The sequence below is a fragment of the Marinobacterium iners DSM 11526 genome (assembly GCF_900107855.1).
Taxonomy (GTDB): Bacteria; Pseudomonadota; Gammaproteobacteria; order Pseudomonadales; family Balneatricaceae; genus Marinobacterium; species Marinobacterium iners.
The window spans coordinates 42,514-61,834 of the sequence record NZ_FNRJ01000012.1; the positions used below are offsets into that span (position 1 = coordinate 42,514).

General features: G+C 52.1%; 15 protein-coding genes. 5 read left to right on the plus strand and 10 right to left on the minus strand.

All coding sequences use genetic code 11. The features are described from left to right. Positions 1–50: 50 nt before the first annotated feature. The 7 genes from BLV48_RS12795 to BLV48_RS12825 all read right to left on the minus strand — a co-directional run bounded on the left by BLV48_RS12795 (position 51) and on the right by BLV48_RS12825 (position 7,641). On the minus strand, positions 51–1,562 hold the full coding sequence (locus tag BLV48_RS12795; protein ID WP_091827186.1) for a tripartite tricarboxylate transporter permease: 1,512 nt from the start codon (positions 1,560–1,562) through the stop codon (positions 51–53). Beyond that, positions 1,562–2,008: a tripartite tricarboxylate transporter TctB family protein gene (locus BLV48_RS12800; RefSeq protein WP_091827187.1), complete on the minus strand. Its 447-nt coding sequence runs from the start codon at positions 2,006–2,008 to the stop codon at positions 1,562–1,564. Before BLV48_RS12800 ends, BLV48_RS12795 begins: the two co-directional genes overlap by 1 nt. Beyond that, positions 2,005–3,000 carry a Bug family tripartite tricarboxylate transporter substrate binding protein gene (locus BLV48_RS12805; RefSeq protein ID WP_091827188.1) on the minus strand — a complete coding sequence of 332 codons (996 nt, stop codon included), beginning with the start codon at positions 2,998–3,000 and terminating at the stop codon, positions 2,005–2,007. The genes BLV48_RS12800 and BLV48_RS12805 overlap by 4 nt, the downstream gene beginning before the upstream one ends. Positions 3,001–3,038: 38 nt before the next feature. Next, positions 3,039–4,172 (minus strand): tricarballylate utilization 4Fe-4S protein TcuB, encoded by a 1,134-nt coding sequence (tcuB, locus tag BLV48_RS12810; protein ID WP_091827189.1) that lies wholly within the window; start codon positions 4,170–4,172, stop codon positions 3,039–3,041. Positions 4,173–4,205: 33 nt separating this feature from the next. Continuing rightward, positions 4,206–5,639, minus strand: coding sequence for an FAD-dependent tricarballylate dehydrogenase TcuA (gene tcuA, locus BLV48_RS12815; protein WP_091827190.1), 1,434 nt, complete (start codon positions 5,637–5,639; stop codon positions 4,206–4,208). Between the two features lie 130 nt (positions 5,640–5,769). After that, positions 5,770–6,696, minus strand: coding sequence for a LysR family transcriptional regulator (locus BLV48_RS12820; RefSeq protein ID WP_091827191.1), 927 nt, complete (start codon positions 6,694–6,696; stop codon positions 5,770–5,772). 111 nt (positions 6,697–6,807) lie between these two features. Further along, complete coding sequence (locus BLV48_RS12825) at positions 6,808–7,641, minus strand: aldo/keto reductase (RefSeq protein WP_091827192.1); 834 nt, start codon at positions 7,639–7,641, stop codon at positions 6,808–6,810. A 370-nt stretch (positions 7,642–8,011) separates the two neighbouring features. Here BLV48_RS12825 and BLV48_RS12830 point away from each other — a divergent pair, with 370 nt between their 5' ends. Further along, positions 8,012–10,765 (plus strand): M16 family metallopeptidase, encoded by a 2,754-nt coding sequence (locus BLV48_RS12830; protein ID WP_091827193.1) that lies wholly within the window; start codon positions 8,012–8,014, stop codon positions 10,763–10,765. Positions 10,766–10,798: 33 nt separating this feature from the next. Here the strand turns inward: BLV48_RS12830 and BLV48_RS12835 are convergent, their stop codons facing one another. Genes BLV48_RS12835 through BLV48_RS12845 form a run of 3 tightly spaced genes read right to left on the minus strand, consistent with a single transcriptional unit; the run spans position 10,799 to position 13,100 of the window. Continuing rightward, on the minus strand, positions 10,799–11,461 hold the full coding sequence (locus tag BLV48_RS12835) for an anthranilate synthase component II (RefSeq protein WP_091827194.1): 663 nt from the start codon (positions 11,459–11,461) through the stop codon (positions 10,799–10,801). Beyond that, the gene (locus BLV48_RS12840) at positions 11,458–12,849 is read right to left on the minus strand and encodes an anthranilate synthase component I family protein (RefSeq protein WP_091827195.1); all 1,392 of its coding nucleotides are present in this window, start codon (positions 12,847–12,849) and stop codon (positions 11,458–11,460) included. The genes BLV48_RS12835 and BLV48_RS12840 overlap by 4 nt, the downstream gene beginning before the upstream one ends. Next, on the minus strand, positions 12,846–13,100 hold the full coding sequence (locus BLV48_RS12845; protein WP_091827196.1) for a Trp family transcriptional regulator: 255 nt from the start codon (positions 13,098–13,100) through the stop codon (positions 12,846–12,848). Before BLV48_RS12845 ends, BLV48_RS12840 begins: the two co-directional genes overlap by 4 nt. A 542-nt stretch (positions 13,101–13,642) precedes the next feature. Here BLV48_RS12845 and BLV48_RS12850 point away from each other — a divergent pair. The 4 genes from BLV48_RS12850 to BLV48_RS12865 are packed head-to-tail and all read left to right on the plus strand — an operon-like array spanning position 13,643 to position 19,307. Further along, complete coding sequence (locus BLV48_RS12850) at positions 13,643–13,873, plus strand: helix-turn-helix domain-containing protein (protein ID WP_091827247.1); 231 nt, start codon at positions 13,643–13,645, stop codon at positions 13,871–13,873. Then, positions 13,866–16,910, plus strand: coding sequence for a type I restriction endonuclease subunit R (locus BLV48_RS12855; protein WP_091827197.1), 3,045 nt, complete (start codon positions 13,866–13,868; stop codon positions 16,908–16,910). Before BLV48_RS12850 ends, BLV48_RS12855 begins: the two co-directional genes overlap by 8 nt. Beyond that, positions 16,903–18,174, plus strand: a complete 1,272-nt coding sequence (locus BLV48_RS18990) for a restriction endonuclease subunit S (RefSeq protein ID WP_175527671.1) — start codon at positions 16,903–16,905, stop codon at positions 18,172–18,174. The genes BLV48_RS12855 and BLV48_RS18990 overlap by 8 nt, the downstream gene beginning before the upstream one ends. Further along, positions 18,174–19,307 (plus strand): ATP-binding protein, encoded by a 1,134-nt coding sequence (locus BLV48_RS12865; protein ID WP_091827198.1) that lies wholly within the window; start codon positions 18,174–18,176, stop codon positions 19,305–19,307. Before BLV48_RS18990 ends, BLV48_RS12865 begins: the two co-directional genes overlap by 1 nt. The last annotated feature ends 14 nt before the right edge of the window (positions 19,308–19,321 follow it).

Consider the following 19,321-nt stretch of genomic DNA (forward strand, 5'->3'; position numbering starts at 1 on the left):
TAAAGAAAAAGGGGGCATTGTATGGCCCCCTGTCGTTATAGGTTGATGTTTCAGTCAGCGGTACGCCGCATACGAACCCGGAGAATGGGTCCAATAATTGCCGGTAAAATAAGTCCCGCAAGCGCGATGCACCAGAGTCCAATAGACAGACTGCTGTCCCATAGCATGGTCCAGTCACCATCGTGAATCTGCATTACATGACGCAGGTTTTTCTCCATTTCGGGCCCCAATAACATGCCAAGAATAATCGGCACCAGCGGGATTTCTGCCTTGCGGAAAATGTAGCCCATGACGCCAAAGGCGATCATGAAGCAAAGATCGAACGCCGAACGACTGATGGCGTAGACGCCGACAAAAGCCACCATGGTGACGATAGGCAGCAGATAACGCGGAGGTATCGACAGCAAACGCACAAAAATGCCTACTAAAGGGATATTCAGCAGCAGGAGCAGAATATTACCCAGCAGCAACGCTGCGATGACACCCCAGACGATGTCGGCATTCTGGGTGAACATCAGTGGGCCAGGCGTGATATTGAACGATACCAGCATGGCCAGCAAAACCGCGGTGGTTGCACTGCCGGGAATGCCCAGCGTGAGCATGGGAACCAGCGCACCGGAAGCGGCACCGTTATTTCCTGCCTCGGGAGCTGCAATCCCGCGGGGATCTCCCTCACCGAAATAGCCTTTGGAACCTACAATCCGTTTTTCCAGCGTGTAGCTGACAAAGCTGCCCAGAGATGCACCGGCACCCGGCAGAACGCCGGCGATAAAGCCAAGAACACCGCCACGCAAAGAGGTTGGCAGTATTTGTACTACGCTTGCGAAGCTCAGACGCAGCGGGTTCATTTTGACCTCGCTGCGGGGTGTGGACCCCTGATGTGCTTCGATAAACAGCAGCAGCTCGGATACAGCAAACAAACCAACAATTGCGACGATGAAGTCGATGCCTTCAAAGAGCTCCAGTACATCGAATGTATAACGCTGAGTACCCGTGGAAAGGTCAATACCCACGGTCGCGATGGCCAGTCCAATACCGGCGGCCAGTGCTGATTTAACCGGATTCTTGCCTGTAACGCCGCCCAGGGTCGCGAACGCGAGTACAAAGAGAGCAAAGTATTCCGCAGCACCGAAACTGAGTGCGAATCGCGCCAATACAGGAGCCAGGAAAATAAGGCCGATAGTGGCAACCAAACTGCCAATAAACGAGGCCAGTGCCGAGAGCGCCAAGGCTTCGGCGGCCTTGCCCTGACGTGCCATCGGATAGCCGTCCAGACAGGTCATCATGGCAGGCTCATCGCCCGGGATATTGAGCAGAATTGAGGAGATGCGCCCGCCATACATCGCCCCAGCGTACACGGAGGTTAGCATGATCAAGGCGGTTTCCGGTGGCAGGCCGAGCGTGAACGCCAGCGGAATCATGATGGCCACGCCGTTGGCTGGCCCCAGACCCGGCAAGGCGCCGATAAGAGTGCCGATAAAGCACCCGAGTAGTGCGTAAAGGAAGTTTTCAAGGCTCAAAGCCGTATTGAAACCATCCATCAACAAACCCAGAGTTTCCATTATACCTCCCAAGGCCCAATGGGCAGCGGCAGTGCCAGCCCAAAGTGGAATAACAGAAATACCAGTGTGCTGCTGACAATGCCGGTCACGCCTGCATACAACGGCTTAACCCCCATACGCCAGCACAAAACGGCAACCATGATCGCTGTCGACAGGACAAAACCGAGCGGCTCCATCATGAATACGTACAGCACCAGCACGGCGAGGACCAGGAGTAGTTCCGGCAATGCCTTGTACTCGAAACCTTCACCTTCTTCCAGAGAGTCGGGTTTGACCAGCATGTAAAGGCTGCAGGCTCCGACTATGAATGCCAATATTTTTGGAAAGGTTGCGGGTCCGACACTTTCCGGCCCGGCAAAAGCGACCGGAAAGTTGAATGCGCCCCAGCCGTACGCAACGGCCAGGGTCAGCAATACCAGACCCAAAATGCGGTCCAGATTTATCATTTGATGATCCCGATGTCTTTGGAAATAAGGTTCAGAGAATTGACCTGCTGGTTCACGAACTGATCAAACTCTTCACCGAACAGACTGAACGGTTCCAGGCCGTTTTGCACCATGGCCTCTTTCCACTCATCGGTTTGGCTGGCCGCTTTTAGCGTGTCGACCCACCACTGGTACTCTTTCTCAGACACGTTTTTGGGCATATAGAAACCGCGCCAGTTGCTGGCTTCTACATCAACGCCCAGCTCGTAGGAGGTCGGGATTTTGTCCAAAGGCGGGCTCAAGTGGTCACGTCCCAACACAGCCAGTGGTTTGAGGTCGCCGGATTCAATGAACCCTTTGGAGGACGAGGCAACGCCGACCAACACATCGATATGGCCGCCGACCACTTGGGTAACGGCTGTACCACCATTGTTGTAGGAGAGGTATTTGATGCGCTTCAGGTCGGAAACACCGGCAGCGTGTGCGGTCATGAGAATCTTGAGGTGGTCCCAACCACCAATGGCACTGGCACCGGCAAACGTCACTGAACTGGGGTCCTGTTTCAGTTTGCTGATGAGTGTTTCCAGAGAGTCAATCTCTGATGTCTGATTCACGGCAATAATGCCGGGATCTGTACCAATGGCACCGATCCAGCGCACCATATCCGACTTCATGCCCGGGAACTGGTTTTGTGCCAGGCGAGCGGTTGTGGCGGTACTGGCGGCGGCGAGTACCTTGGCATCATCGCTGCGCTTGGTGATGACATGAGCAAATCCGACGCCACCACCTGCGCCTGGCATGTTCAACGTTTGTACCGTGATCTCGCCGTTGGTGAAACTGTTCAGCAGGCGACCGATGCTACGGCAGGTGAAATCCCAGCCGCCGCCGGGGCCCGCTGGTGCAATACAATCGACTTTGCCGGCAATCAAAGGGTCGGCTGCCATGACCGGTGTGCTGGTTAAACCGATGAGCAGTGAGGTGGTCGCTACGGCCAGTTTTGTTTTAATTTTCATTTTTTGATCCTCGCTGTTGTTCGAGTGACAGTTTTTATTCAGTGCTTGGAGTTATTGTTTTTTCGAGTTTCAAGGTAAGACTTGAACAGTGCGGCAGAGCGGTAGAAGCCATGTGCAAATTTGCTGTAGGGCATGGTCAGGAAGAAGGCCATGACAAAGCCCAGATGCAGCGCCAGCATGAGTGGCATCAGTGTGGTTTCTCTGAACCCCAGCAGCAGCAGTCCGGTCAGGCTGATCATAAACAGCAGCATGATAAAGCCGCGATCCATAGGACGCTGGGCCTGGTCGCCGTGCTCCGGATGGCGCTTGTAGTTCAGGTAAAACAACCCCGCCGGGCCGATCAGCAGGCCGATGCCTCCAACGATGCCCAGTATGACCGGCACACTGAAAATGGGATAGGGTGCCTCCCAGCCCATGACGTAGTGGTACAGGGTTGCCACTGAGGTGGCCGCAAAGCAGAGCATGAAGCCGTAGAAGGTCAAGTGATGGAAGCGACGGCGGGCCAGGGTGAAGGCATCGTCCTCATTGTTGCATCCCTGACCGTGGCCACCATCCAGGTATTTCAGTGTCAGCGCCGCCTTGCCGGTCTGTATCATGGCAGGTACGGCTTCTTGCACTTGTTTCTCCCCCGGAGCAACCTTGCGCCAGAAGTGAACCACACCCAGTATCAGCGCCAGGGTGGAAAACCCGAACACCGAGCCAAACATGGCGACCAGAGTGTTGTGCGGAAAAATCTGATAAAAATCGCCACCTTCAATCTGGCTGAACAAGCTACCCTGGACCAGCAGTGTCAGAACCAGGAAAAGGCCCAGTGCGAGTGCGCTGGATAGAGCCAGTGTCAGACCGTTGCGCTGGTAGAGCGCCCCCAGTTTGCGTGGCCAGGCATAATCGCTATAGGTTTGCAGACGTACCTTGGCCATGGACTTGGGAATATTGACGCCAAACTCATGCGGGTCAGCATACTGGCATGCGTGTAGACAAGCGCCGCAGTTATGACACAGATTGGCCAGATAATGGATATCGGCCTTGCCAAACTCCAGTCGCTGGGTCATGGCGGGGAAAACGGCACAGTAGCCTTCACAATAACGACAGGCGTTACAGATCTGCAGCTGTCGGTTGACTTCTTCTTCGTCGGTATTCAGGAGTGGAATCAGGTTACTTTCGGCATTCATGACAAGTTCACTTATTCTTGAGCGGTCACGTATTCAGGCAGCCGAGGCAGGTTGTCTGCCCAGACTGGCCAAGGCTGCATTTCGACCTGCGATGCGACCAAAAGCCGTGCCGATCGACATGCCTACCCCAGCGGTGTAGCCCTTGCCGAGCACATTGCCCGCCATCATTTCGCCAGCCACGAACAGGTTGTCGCTGGGTTGGTCGTCAAAACGAACGGCGGCAGTGTCATCGGTCTTGAGGCCCAGATAGGTAAAGGTCACCCCGGGTCTGAGTGCATAGCCGTAAAATGGTGGGGTATCAATGGGCCGCGCCCAGTGGGTTTTGGCCGGAGTAACGCCTTCGGTAACACAGTCATCCAGTTCGGTATGGTTGAAGGTGCCGGGGCGGCAGGCCCGGTTGTAATCCTGAAGGGTACGCATAAAGATTTCACGAGGCAGACCGAGCTGGTCAGCCAGCTCCTCCAGTGAATCAGCCTTGTTGCCGGGGAACACCGGGGGCATGAAGTTGCCGACCGCTTTGCTGTCGATAATGGAGTAACCGATTTGACCGGGCTGCTGAGCGACCAGGCGTCCCCAAATGGCATACCGTTTGGGCCAGAAGTCTTCACCTTCATCGTAGAAACGCTCGCCTTCCTTATTGACTACAACACCGAGGGAGACGCAGTCGATTCGGGTGCAGATGCCGCCATCATAGAGGGGAGCACGTGCATCGATGGCGACCATGTGTGCCTGCGTCGGGTCGCCGATGCTATCGGCGCCAAGATCGATCATGCGCTTGAGCAGGGTGCCGTTGTTGAAGCGGGTGCCGCGAATGAGGAAATTGTCAGACGGGTACTCGCCGCGCTCATTCTGTCCCCAGGCTTCACGCAACCACTCACGGTTGGACTCGAACCCGCCAGCGGCCATTACGCAGCTTTTTGCTTCAATGCGTTCCGCAGCCAACCGGGTGCCGTTGACTTCACGTTCAGGCACCAACGCTGCGACAAAGCGTCCATCACGAATTTCCAGGTCTTCAACCGGAGTATCGTAACGAATCTGTACGCCCAGCTGCTCGGCACTGCGGTAATAGGCGTTGACCAGCGCCTTGCCGCCACCCATGAAAAAGGCGTTGGTACGTGCAACATGCAGTGCACCTGAAAGCGGCGGCTGGAAATGAACGCCGTGCTGACGCATCCAATCACGACAGCTTGATGACTCGCGAATGACCAGGCGTGCCAGTTCTTCGTTGGTCTTGCCGCCGGTGACTTTCAGCAGGTCCTGCCAGTACTCTTCTTCCGGGTAAGCATCAACCAGGACATCCTGGGGGGCTTCGTGCATACATCTGAGATTACGGGTGTGCTGCGAGTTGCCACCACGCCACTCACGGGGTGAGGCCTCGAGCAGCATGACGCTGGCTCCGGCTTCACGCGCCATTAGGGCGGCGCATAGAGCAGCGTTACCACCACCAATTATCAGAACATCGATCATAAGTTCTCCTGTGACATGAGAAGCCGCATGGCTTTTCAGGGCATGGGAGCAACTCTATTGTGTCAATCGGAGGGTCGACAGGTGGGTTTGGCAGGTAGGTGTTTAGAATAATTAAACACTTTGTATAGGGTTATCCGATCCAGTGTGCACCGGGCCAGATATTGTTTTTCACCAAATCCTTGGCCACTTTGGCTATTACCACACGTGTAGCCAGCGCACTGGGGGAAAGGTCATCGTCTGGCAGGCTGACAAGAAAGTTGCGACGAATGACATGTTTGTCTTCGATGCGCCGAATGCGCAGTCCGCTCTCGCCAAGGCGCGCAGCTGCAGTCCCGGGCTGAATGGTGGCGCCATAACCTTGACGTACGGCATCCATCAGCAGGGTTAATCCATCAATCTCCATAATGATATTGGGCTGGATGTTAAAGCGCTCGAATGCCGCCATCAGGTTGGTGCGCAAGCCATGCAACCCGCTGGGCATAATCAGTTTAACGTCCGCCAGATCCTTGATTTGGACAGATTGCAGCTCAAAGCAGGCATCCACCGCAGAGGGCGACGCAATCAGAAACAGGTCTTCATCAAGCAGGGCTCGAGTACTCCAACGATGTGCGCTGTCTGCATGAAACACCAAGGCAAGATCCAGCTGGCGCGCATTCAGCATATTGGCCAAATGACCGGAGAGTGTTTCCACAATGTGAAGTTGAATGTGGGGATAACGCTCATTCATTGCTTGAATCAGTGGCAGTGCCAACACTGTGGCAGTGGTGGGCGGCAAGCCGATACTGACGTACCCGCTGGTACGTTCTTTCTGAGCGGCGATAACCGCTTGCTCTGTCTGGCGCAGAGCAAGCTGCGCATGGTGCATGAAGGCGATGCCGGCACTAGTGGGCAGGGCACCGGTGGACGTCCGGTTCAGCAGACGTGTTGCCAGCTCACTCTCCAGCTTGGAAATTTGCTGGCTCAGGGCTGAAGTGCCGATATCCAGCTCCAGAGCGGCTCTGCCCAGGCTGCCGCACTCGACGACTTTCAGGAAGTATTTAAGCTGGCGAAGTTCCACGTCTGTTATCTACCCGGCCCTGAAACAGGCTATCCGGTATGTGGAGATAGCCTATTTATCTAGTGTGAACGCCAAGCATACCTAAACAGAGCCATGCAGGACATGCAGCTATCAATGCCCGAATTGATCCGCATCCAGCATATCCGGATCATCGCGACCGAGGCTGTTCAAGCTGGACATCTCTTCGGCACTCAGGCTGAAGTCAAAAATGTTCAGATTGTCGGCCATGCGCTGTGGATTGGATGACTTGGTTGCGGTAGCAAAGCCCTGCTGAACTGCCCAGCGCAGCACGATCTGGGCGGGTGTCCGCTGGTGTTGCTCCGCGATGGCAAGAATGACGGGGTCTGCCAACATGGCATTGCCACAGCCCAGTGGGCGCCAGGACTCAGTGACGATACCGTGGCGCTGGTGCAGCGCAATCAGGTCATCACGACGATGATAGGGGTCAAGCTGGATCTGGTTCAGGTGTGGCTTCAGACCCAGATCCAGCAGTCGTTGCAGATGAGCCGGCTTGAAGTTCGAGGTGCCGATGGCACGCACCAGTCCGCGATCCAATAGATTAAGCAGTCCCAGATAGGCTTCCACGAAACGATCCTGATCCGGGTTGGGCCAATGGATCAGCAGCAGGTCGATATAGTCCAGCTCCAGCCGTTTCAGACTCGCCTCGCAGGCGTCTTTGGCGCCCTCAAAGCCGTGCCACTCGCGGTTGAACTTGGTGGTTACGAATACCTGATCACGCGGCACAGAAGCGTTGCGAATGCCCAGACCCACACCACGCTCGTTCTGGTAGTTCTCGGCGGTGTCGATCAGGCGGTAGCCCAGCTCCAATGCGGTGGTAACCGTTTCGGCGGCTTCGGCATCGTTCATCGGCCAAGTGCCGAGGCCCAGCTGGGGCATCTCGACACCGTTGGCCAGTGTCAGGGTCGGGGCCAGGGTTATGCTCATCTGCAACGCTCCAATGTTGTTCAGGGTGAATTGAGGTTTGATATTACTACCGTTGTGCGGTTCACGACTATCTAAGCTGAAACACCAAGAAAGGAAGCACGAGACCATGGTATAGATTTAAATGATAATAAATATCATTTATTTTGTGTATTGACTACGGTTTTAGGGATGCTGACGTTACGCTATGGAGGCACCAAATAATCCAAAACATAACTTGCTGTTCAGGCAACCCGAAATGGTGTTCCAAGAATACCTTCAGGCTGCATAGGCGGGTGTCGTTGAATTCGCGTTTCCCTAGAGGATGGGCAGGTAACAGAGCATATCCGTTTGGGTACTGCCGAGGTTGCATAATTGTCATAAGGACTGACTAATGTTTCGTTATATCGCTTTGTTTGCATTAACGCTGTCTGTTCATGCTGTACAGGCTGCAGCGTTACCCGAGCGGATGAAAAGTTGGGAGGGTATAACAGAGTACCGTCTGGAAAACGGTATGAGTATCCTGCTGGCTCCTGATGCGACCCAAGGAGTGATCCATGTCGATCTGGTTTATCTCACAGGCAGCCTGGCCGATCCTGATCAGTTTGGGGGGATGGCACATTTTCTTGAGCACATGATGTTCAAGGGGACTGCACAGCGCACCGGGGAGCAACTTCTGACTGGGTTACGAGAACGGGGGATTCAATTCAACGCTACGACGAGCTTTGACCGTACGCGTTATTCTGCCATGTTTTCTGCTGACCAAGCGAAGCTGGACTTTCTTCTGAACCTGGAAGCTGAGCGTATGGACAGCCCGGTCTTCTCTGAGGCAGATATGAGCGCTGAACTGGACGTGATCAGGCAGGAAATCGCTCGCGCTCAAAATGATCCGCTTGCGATGCTGGGAGCGCAGATGTCGGCGCAGGCCTGGAGCGGACAGGCCTATGGGCGTTCCGTTCTTGGCCGCTACGATGAGTTGCGCAGACTGACTCCCGAAGATCTGCGGCAATTTCATGCTCACTACTATCATCCCAACAATACGGTACTGGTGCTGACAGGTGGCTTTGAGATTGAGCCAGCGCTGGCATCGATTACTGAGCACTTTGCGACAATCAGTCCGTCTTCGCACGCTATTAATGTACCCAAACTGCCAAGCCTTCATTATGGCCAAGGCAAGGCGCGAGTGTATCAGGGGAACCTTAACGTGTTTGCACTGGGGTATGGGTTGCCGTCTAGCTTGGATGAGCACAACGCGATGCTGGCGGTTCTGGCCGATGTATTGGCTGGTGAGCCCCATGGCAGGCTTTATCGGTCACTGGTGGTGCCGGGAAAGGTGCAGTCGGTTTTTGCATTGCCGCAGCTGTTTCGGCAGGGAGGGCAATTCATGGTTGGGGCCACATTGGCAAAAGGGCAGTCACATCAGGTGGTACAGCTGATGTTTACGGCACAGCTGGAAGCATTGCTTGAGCAGCCGGTTACAGCAGATGAGCTGGCGCGCGCCCAGGCCAGTATGCGCTCGCTGAAAGGTTTGATCATGAATGACCCTGCCAGCCTGTCAGACATATTGTCTGAGTCAGCAGCGTTGGGGGACTGGCAGCTTCAATTACGGAGACTAGCCCGGATTGACGCACTGGAGCTGCAGCAGGTACAGGCAAAGATTGAGTCGCTGCTGGCGAACAAGAAACCGGTTATGGGCTATCTGCTTACCGAGCAGGAAAACGAGGGTAGAGGTTGGCTGAGTAAAGTCCGTGCCCTGTTGAGTGATGGAGACACAACGGTAGCTTCAATAGCCCGCCCGCAGCCTTCCGTTCCCGATGGTGTTGTAACGACGTTGTCGGGTGAGCTGCCCGATCTGGATGAATTCAATGCCCACATCAGGTCAATAGAACACAGTATTCAGCGTGATGAATTGAGCAATGGCATGAAAGTAGCCTTGCGCCCACTGCCCGGGACCTCAGGCATGGTAAGTGGTCAGCTGAATCTGCGCTTTGGAGACCAGGGCAGCCTGCGGGGTACGCAGGCGGTATCCAGGCTGACCGGTTTGTTGCTGATGCGGGGTACGCATAACCGGAGCTATCAGGATGTAGTCGATCGCACAAATCAGCTGGGAGCGGGGTTTTCGGTTGTACCTCAGGGCGGCATGCTGGTTGTACGCTTTGTCAGCCCGGCAGAGAACCTGGCGGAATTGTTGCAGTTAATCGCTGAAGTTTTGCAGAAGCCCTCGTTTCCGCAGCATGAATTCGAACTGGTCAAACGGCAGCAAAGGCAGGCGTTGCAAACACCGTCCGACAATCCTGCAGAAGTGGCCCTTGTGGAGCTGCGCCGCCAGACTGAAACTGACTATCCTCAAGGTGATATCCGGCGCTATCTTGAGCCTGAAGAGATGATCGCGGCTCTTGACGCAGTTACCCGAGATGATGTGGTGCGTTTTCATCAGGACTTTTATGGTGCTCAGCATGGTGAGATCGCCTTGAGTGGGGATTTTGATTCAGCACAGATAACAGCGACGCTGGACACCCTTTGGGGCAGCTGGATGAGTTTGGCACCCTATCAGCGAATTCTTGCCATGCATCGTGATCAACCACCTGTGCGGCGAGAAGTAGATGCTGGTTCAACGGGCGGTCACTATCTTGGGCGCATCTATTTTGCCGCCAATAGTGATACGGAAGAGGATGCGGAAATTTTCCTGGTCGAGCATATCTTGGGTCGGCATCCGCTGGCTTCGCGTTTGGGCAAGCGCTTGCGTGAACAGGAGCAGCTCACATATGACCTGCGCTCATCCATTCGAGTGCCGACGACAGGTGACCATGCCTTTGTCAGCATCCACGGAGATTTTACCGCAGGGCAGGGTGAGCGCTTGGCGAACATTGTAAAAGAAGAGGTAGCTCGTATAGCCGAGTTTGGTATTACCCAGCACGAACTGGATTTGGCCAAGCGGACGATTCTGAGCGAGCGGCGTCGAGCATTGAATAATGATCAAACGATTCTTGGCTTGCTGCCGCGGCAGTTGGCGGAAGGCACCACGATGGAGTCGTGGATCATTCGCAATCAGGAATATACCGAGGCGGGGCTCGAACAGGTCAATGCAGCAGCTCGTCGCTATTTCAATGCTGCGAAAATGGTTGAAATTATCGCAGGGCCCGAATGAGTTGAGGCGACCTGAAAGGCCGCCTCCTGTGTATCAGGCCTGAAACAGGAAGTTGGCGATCAGTTCTTTGCCGCCTTCGGTGGCGAAGGATTCCGGGTGGAACTGGATGCCGTGGATCGGATGTTCACGGTGGCGAACCCCCATGATCTCGAAGTCTCCGCCCTGATGGATGTGGGCGTGGTCGGTGAAACTGTCCACAGGCAGGTCGCCCACCACAGCGGTCACATCCAGACACTCCGGCAGGCTTTCCGCCTCGGCCATCAGCGAGTGATAGCGCATGATCTCCAGCTGATCCGGGGTATTGGCGAACACGCCTTCCGCGGTGTGACGGATCGGGCTGATCTTGCCGTGCATTGGCAGCGGTGCCTTCACTACCTTGCCGCCGAATACGTGTACGATGCCCTGCATGCCGAGGCACACTCCCAGCAACGGGATCTGGGGTCCCAGCTCGCAGATTACCTCGGCACAGACGCCAAAGTAGGCCGGGTCTTCCGGCGAGCCCGGCCCTGGGGAGATGATAATGCGATCTGGCGCGGCGGCACGCAGATCGGCCAGGGTTACTTCATCGTTGCGCTTGACCACAATCTCGAAACTGTCGAGACGCCTCTGATGCTGCTCGGTGCTCAGAATCTCGCCAATATACTGGTAGAGGTTGTAGGTGAAGGAGTCGTAGTTGTCGATGATATAGACCTTCATGCCTCATCCTCCGCAATAAACTGGTCCAGAACCTTCTTGGTGCCGGCGAACTTGCGCCGAATCTCTTCGTATTCGTCCTCCGGGTTGGAGTCATAGACGTTGCCGCCACAGGTCTGCACGTAGGCGTTCTCGCCGTTGGCGAACACGGTGCGGATCGGGATGGCGAAGGTACAGTCACCGTTGAACGAGAAGTGGCCGACAGCACCGCCGTAAGGACCACGGCCGTCCGATTCCAGATCATCAATGATCTTCATCGCCTCGATCTTGGGCGCACCGGTCAGAGTTCCGGCAGGGAAGTTGCTGGCCAGCGCCGAGAACATGTCGTGATCTTCAGAAATAATGCCGACGATCTCGCTGGAGATGTGCTGCACGTGGCTGAACCGCTTGATATCCATCAGGCTGCGTACCTTTACCGTGCCGAAGCGGGCCACGCGGCCTATGTCGTTGCGGTGCAGGTCCACGATCATGTTGTGCTCGGCGATCTCTTTCGGATCGTTCAGCAGAGCACGGGCGTATTGGGTGTCTTCCACCGCGTTGGCACCACGCTTGGTGGTACCGGCCAGCGGGAAGGTTTCCATTTCGCCCTGACGCAGACGGAACAGCAGTTCCGGGCTGGCGCCGATCAGCTTCTGCTCGCCGAATTTGACGTAGTACATCTGCGGCGAGGGATTCACCTCGCGCAACTGTTCGTACAGGTTGATGCTGTCGCCTTCCAGACGGAAGCGCTTCTTGAAGCCCACCTCGCACTGGAAAATCTTGCCGTCGATGATGTCCTGCTTCACCTTCATCACCGCAGCGGCATGCTCGGCCTGGGTCATGGTTTCGCCCATGGGCGTCACCGTCAGCGGGCCGTTTTCCACTGCAGGTTCGGCCAGAATCTGCTCGATCATCGCCATGCGGCTGTCATCATAGTGGAAATAGATGACCTCGCCGGTCATTTTGTCGAGAATCAGACCATCCTTGAACACGCCGAAACGGAACACATCGAACATGTCGCTGTGCTGCAGGTTCAGGCTTGGCTCAAAGTAGTTCATGCAGTCGTAGCCGATATAGCCGGTCAGGCCGCCGGCATACTTCCGCGAGATGATGTTCTGCGGCACGATCTCGCGCAGCAGATAGTAGGGGTTGTCACTGGCGTAGCTTTGTACTTCACCGTCGCGGCCCTGCACATGCAACTCGCCTTCGGTGGCCCAGAGGATCTGCTCCGGATCAAAGCCGATGATGGAGTGGCGCGAGATGAAGCTCTCTTCGCCCAGTGACTCCAGCATGAAGCAGTTGTCGAAGCGTTTCTCAATCTTCTTGAACAGACCAAAGAAGTCGATGTCTGCCGCCAGTGTGACGTAATGTGGCTTGCGCGGCAGTGTTATGCGGGCCGGTTTCTGGCTCATGTTAGCCTCTGTTGCTGTTTGATCTTCAGGGCGCGCGCCCCGCGAGTGACGGTGGCGATACCGACGCCGAGCTGCTTGGCAATCTCCCGCTGCGGCACGCCGGCTTCCAGCATGCGCAGAATCTGCAGCCGGTTGCAGACCTCGGTCAGTTCAGCCGGAGTCAGCAGGTCGCGCAGGGCTTCTTCAAGGGAGTCCCGATTCCGCATTTGCAGCAGGTGATCGAGCAGCTCATTCAAGTGGGTTGTATTCATGTACTAGTACGGTATCACACTGCCAGTGCAGGTCAATTGAAAAGTGATCTGTTCAGCTTCAGACGAAACCGGTTTCAGGAAGCTGAGCGTTTTGAGGTGGGGCGCCCCGAGCTTTTCGTGTTCAATACGCTTATGTCTGAGAGCCTCGGGCAAGTGATCACAGTAACTAAAAGGAAGCTTACTTCTGCTCCTGGCCCTTTTGGGACATAAGGCGGTGCCGCGTCCCAAGCGTGCCATCGGCACAAAGCGGTCATTGAGAAGTTTGACGGACCAACGTAAGTTTGACAGTGGATGATCATGTACTGAGGTTGTCGTGCCTATTTTTCGAAAGGTTAATCACCTGATCATCCAAAATCCTTCAAAGCTACCTTGATAAAAAGGCACATGCTTGTGGAGCCGCCATGATCACCTCTAGTTCTGTAAATACACTGATCAATACAAGAGCTAAAATTCATTAAAAGACAAATTTTTTCAGTTAATCTTTAATTTTTTCAGATTATTTGGTTATGATAACCTAACTGTGTAAACCGTAGGGCATGGCCATGATACGTTGCCATCTAGCTCGCCTGATGGGGGAGCGAAAAATGAAGATCTCCGACGTTTTGCGGGAAACTGGCCTGCGTCGGAATACCGTGACCCTGATGTACAAAGAAACAGCGCAAAAGATCGACATCGAGGCTTTGGATAAGCTCTGCCGCCTGTTTGAATGTGAAGTGGCTGACATGCTGGAGTTCACGGATGAGTCAAAATCAGTAGGCGTAACCCATGACTAAAGAGCAACAAATTGAGCAAGGTTTAATCGCCAGGCTACAAGAACTCAAATACACCTACCGCGATGATATTCGCGACAAGGCTGGCCTGGAGCAGAACTTCCGTAAGAAGTTCGAAGCTTTAAACCGAGTCAACCTCTCCGACGCAGAGTTCAACCGCCTCCGTGATGAGATCATCACAGCAGATGTCTTCCAGGCCGCTCAGGCGCTACGTGAAAAGGGTAAATTCACCCGTGAAGACGGTACGCCGTTGGAATATACCCTCGTTAACATCCGTGAGTGGTGCAAGAACGACTTTGAGGTAATTAACCAGCTACGCATTAACACAGATAACAGTCATCACCGGTACGACGTAATCCTGCTGATTAACGGTCTGCCGCTGGTACAAATTGAGCTTAAGTCGCTCCAAATTAGCCCCCGCAGGGCAATGGAGCAAATCGTTGATTATAAAAACGATACTGGCAACGGCTATACCAATACTCTGCTGTGCTTCATGCAATTGTTTATCGTCAGTAATGGTAGCGATACGCGCTATTTCGCCAATAACCGCAAAGATCACTTCAGCTTCAATGCTGATGAGCGCTTTCTGCCTATTTATCAGCACGCTGACAAGAGCAATAAGAAAATCGCTCATTTGCACGACTTTGCTGATGACTTCCTGGCCAAATGCACCTTGGGTCAGCTGATCAGCCGCTATATGGTGTTGGTACAAAGCGAGCAGAAGATGCTCATTATGCGCCCCTACCAAATCTATGCCGTAAAGGCCATTGTGGATGCAATTCACCAGAACCGTGGTAATGGCTATATTTGGCACACTACAGGCTCGGGTAAAACGCTCACGTCCTTCAAAGCCTCCACGCTACTGAAAGATAACCCAGATATTGAAAAGTGCCTGTTCGTGGTCGATCGTAAAGACCTCGACCGCCAGACGCGTGAAGAATTCAACAAGTTTCAGGAAGGATGCGTTGAGCAAAACACCAATACCGAAGCGCTGGTACGCCGCATGCTATCGGAAGACTATGCCGACAAGGTGATTGTCACCACCATTCAAAAGCTCGGTTTGGCGCTGGATGAAAACAGCAAGCGCAACAAAGCGCAGCAGAAAAACGGCAAGCAAACTTACAAAGAGCGCTTGGAGTCACTGCGCGATAAACGCGTGGTCTTTATCTTTGACGAATGCCACCGCTCTCAGTTTGGTGAAAATCATCAGGCTATTAAAGAATTCTTCCCAAAAGCACAGCTATTTGGTTTTACCGGTACACCAATTTTTCCTGAGAATGCGACTTATATCCGTGTCGATAATGCAGTCGAAGGAGCTCCTGCTGATAAAGCAGTTGCATATGATTTAACTACAGAAAAGATCTTCGAGAAAGAACTGCACGCCTATACCATCACTCACGCTATTGAAGACAAAAATGTATTGGGTTTCCACATCGATTATTTTGGAAAAGGCAGTAGCAAGGAAGATGGCAAAGATGGGCAAGCAAAGCCCAAGAAAAAAGAACTGCCACCACCTGAAGCGGTAGTAAAAGCAATTTTCGATAAACATGACAGCGCCACTAATCAGCGCCGATTTAATGCCCTGTTAGCGACAGCATCTATCAATCAGGCCATTGAGTACTTTGAGCTCTTTAAGAGTTTACAGGCGCAAAAAAAGGTAGAAGATGAAAATTTTGAGTCGTTGCATATTGCTTGTGTTTTTTCGCCACCAGTAGAAGGCAATAAAGATGTGCAGCAGTTGCAAGAAGATTTAGCAACTGAAAAAGAAGACAATAAAAAAGACCCGGAAGAAAAGAAAAAAGCGCTTAGAGAAATTATTGCCGACTACAATGCGCAGTACGGCACCAATCACAGTATTAATGAGTTTGATCTTTACTATCAGGATGTGCAACAGCGCATCAAAGACCAAAGATACAGCAATGCCGATTACCCACGTGAAAACAAAATCGACATCACCATAGTGGTCGACATGCTGTTAACTGGCTTCGACTCTAAATACTTAAATACCCTCTATGTGGATAAAAACCTGAAATATCACGGCCTTATCCAAGCCTTTTCGCGCACTAACCGGGTTCTGAATGATACTAAGCCCTGGGGGAATATTCTTGATTTCCGTTTTCAGGAGGATCAAGTCAATCAGGCCATTAAGAGATTTTCAGACAATAAAGACGAAAACGAAGCACGGGAAATCTGGTTGGTCGATCCGGCTCCTAAAGTCGTTGAGGCCTTCCAGAAAAAGGTGGATGAATTGCAAACCTTTATGGAGTCCAAAGGCTTAACCTGCAAACCATCCGAGGTTCATAACCTCAAGGGTGATACCGCCAAGGCCGAGTTTATCAATCACTTTAAAGAAGTGCAGAAGCTTAAAACTCAGTTAGAGCAATACACCGATCTGGATGAAGAAAGCAAAGCCACTATCGAGCAAAAGCTACCAACAGATACCCTGCGTGGCTTTAAAGCCATTTACCTCGACACAGCCATGGAGCTAAAGCGCAAGCAAGGGAAAAGTGATGACAACGAAGCGGCGGTGGAGCAACTGGAATTTGATTTGGTGCTGTTTGCCTCCAGCATTATTGATTATGACTACATCATGGGGCTGATCGCCAAATCCACCCAAAAGACTGGCAAGCAGAAAATGACTCGCCAGCAACTGATCGACCTGATCAGCGCTAATGCCAATTTGATGGAAGAGCGCGAAGACATTATTGCGTACATCAATAGCCTGAAGGCAGGTGAAGCGCTAAATGAAAAGCAAATCCGCGAAGGCTACCAGGCTTTTAAAGCGCAGAAAGCCGCGCAGGTATTAACGCAAATAGCTGAGAAACATGGACTGCAAACCCCAGCGCTGCAAGCTTTTATAGACGGTATTCTGGATCGTATGATCTTCGATGGGGAACAACTCACCGACCTGTTGGCCCCCTTAGAGCTGGGCTGGAAAGCGCGTCGCGTGGCGGAGCTGGCTTTAATGGAAGATTTGGTGCCTTACCTGCAAAAACAGGCCGAGGGGCGAGAGATTTCGGGATTAGATGCCTATGAGTAAGCAAAAGAAAGGATTGGTTCCAGAGCTGCGGTTTCCTGAGTTTGAGAAGGAGCCTAACTGGCCATGCGTGCAGTTGAATGCCGTGGCCAGAAGGTCAACAAGTAAGAACAAGGGAGAGAAAGTTTCCCGTGTGCTTACTAACTCTGCGATTGATGGAGTTGTTGACCAGCGAGATTATTTCGAAAAGGATATTGCGGTCAAAGGAAATCTTGAAAGCTACTACATAGTTGATAAAGGCGATTACGTCTATAACCCAAGAATTTCATCCACCGCACCGGTAGGGCCAATCTCGAAGAACAAGGTTGGCAAAGGGGTGATGTCTCCGCTTTACACAGTCTTTAATTTTAATAGTAAGAAGAATGATTTTTTCGAGCAGTTCTTCAAGTCGTCCAGATGGCATGGCTATTTACAAACGATCTCGAATAGTGGTGCACGCCATGATCGTATGAGTATTACCAGCGGTGAATTTATGGCAATGCCTGTTCCTAACCCTAGTGATATGGAACAACAAAAAATCGCCGACTGCCTTGCCTCTGTCGACGAATTGATAACGCTGCACACCCAAAAACTCAACACCCTCAAAGACCATAGAAAAGGCTTGATGCAACAACTCTTTCCCGCCGAAGGTGAAACAGTGCCCAAACTACGATTCCCTGAGTTTAAAGGTAAGGAGAGTTGGGTTGCTTTACAGTTACAGGATTTCAGCACAATTATCAGAGGTGCAAGTCCAAGACCAAAAGGCGATCCAAGGTATTATGGCGGAAGCGTGCCTCGTTTGATGGGGCAGGATGTTTCACGGGATGGCAAATGGGTTACTCCGTGCATAGATTATTTGACTGATGAAGGTGCGAAGTTAAGCCGATTTTGTAAAAAGGGAACTTTAACAATTATTTGTTCCGGTGATGTCGGTGTTCCAAGCTTTTTGTCTGTAGATGCATGTATACATGATGGGTTTCTTGCGCTAACTAAGATTAATTCAAAAGTTATTAATAAAGAGTTTCTCTACTATTGTTTGGTTAATCTATACAGCGTCTTTAATGACTCAGCTACTCATGGCGGTATCTATATAAATTTAACCACTTCAATACTTAAGGAGTTTCAGGTTTCAATTCCTGAGAGCCTAGAAGAACAAGGATCGATAGTTTCGGTACTTGCGGCTGTAGATGATCTAATTGCTGCTCAAGATTCTTACCTGTCTGATTTAAAGAATCATAAAGTCGGATTGATGCAAAAACTCTTCCCAGTCATGGATAATGCTGTCTGATGAGCGATAAGCCAAAAATTTACAATTACAAAGCTCTTCGAAATGTCGTTACACGGATAAGAGATGATTTGCGTCAAAATGATAATGGCGGTGTCGATTTCGTGCTGCTATATGCATATAACGGCACAGGCAAGACCCGCCTATCAATGGAATTTAAAGAAGCCGGCAAGCGTAAGCGGGGCCAAGAGCGAGACACCCTTTACTTTAATGCGTTTACCGAGGATTTGTTTCATTGGGATAACGACTTGGAGAACGACGCCAACAGAGTGTTGCAGATCAATTCAGACTCCAAGTTTTTTGAAGGCTTTAAAGAGTTGGCCCTCGAAGACAAGATTTTCGCTTACCTAGCACGCTACAGTAACTTCAACTTTAAGGTCGATTACGATAACTGGAATGTTAGCTTCAGCAAACTGGTGAAGAATCCGCGATTTCGTCCAGGTTCCGAAGAGCCAGAGACGATCGTGCAAGACAGCATAAAGATTTCGCGCGGTGAGGAGAATATCTTTATCTGGTGTGTGTTTCTGGCGATTTGTGAACTAGTTATAGATGGATCAGAAGCCTACAGCTGGGTGAAGTATTTCTATATCGACGATCCTATCTCATCGTTGGATGACAACAATGCCATTGCTGTGGGTTCCGACCTGGCGAAGCTGTTGAGACGCTCAATTGGCAAGGTGAAAACGGTCATATCGTCGCATCACAGCTTGTTTTTTAACGTTATGTGCAATGAGTTAAAAAAGCAGCCGCATAAATCCTATTTCATTTACAGCCGTAATGGTGATGGCTATAGCCTTCAATCCACCACAGACACGCCGTTTTTCCATCATGTTGCCATGCTCAGCGAACTAAAGAAAGCCGCTGATGCCGGTAGGCTCTATGCAAACCACTTTAATGTATTGCGCGGGGTGTTAGAAAAAACCTCCGCTTTCTTCGGTTTTAAGGACTTTTCAGGCTGTATTCACGGTATCGAGGATGAGGTGCTTTTCTCCCGCGCTTTAAACCTGTTAAGCCATGGGGATTACTCTTTGTTTGATCCAAAAGAGCTCACCGAAGACAACAAACGACTTTTCAACAGCATTCTTAATGGGTTTCTGGCGCGATATGCCTTCGATTTGCCCGATATCCATGCGTAAAGGTAGATAACTAA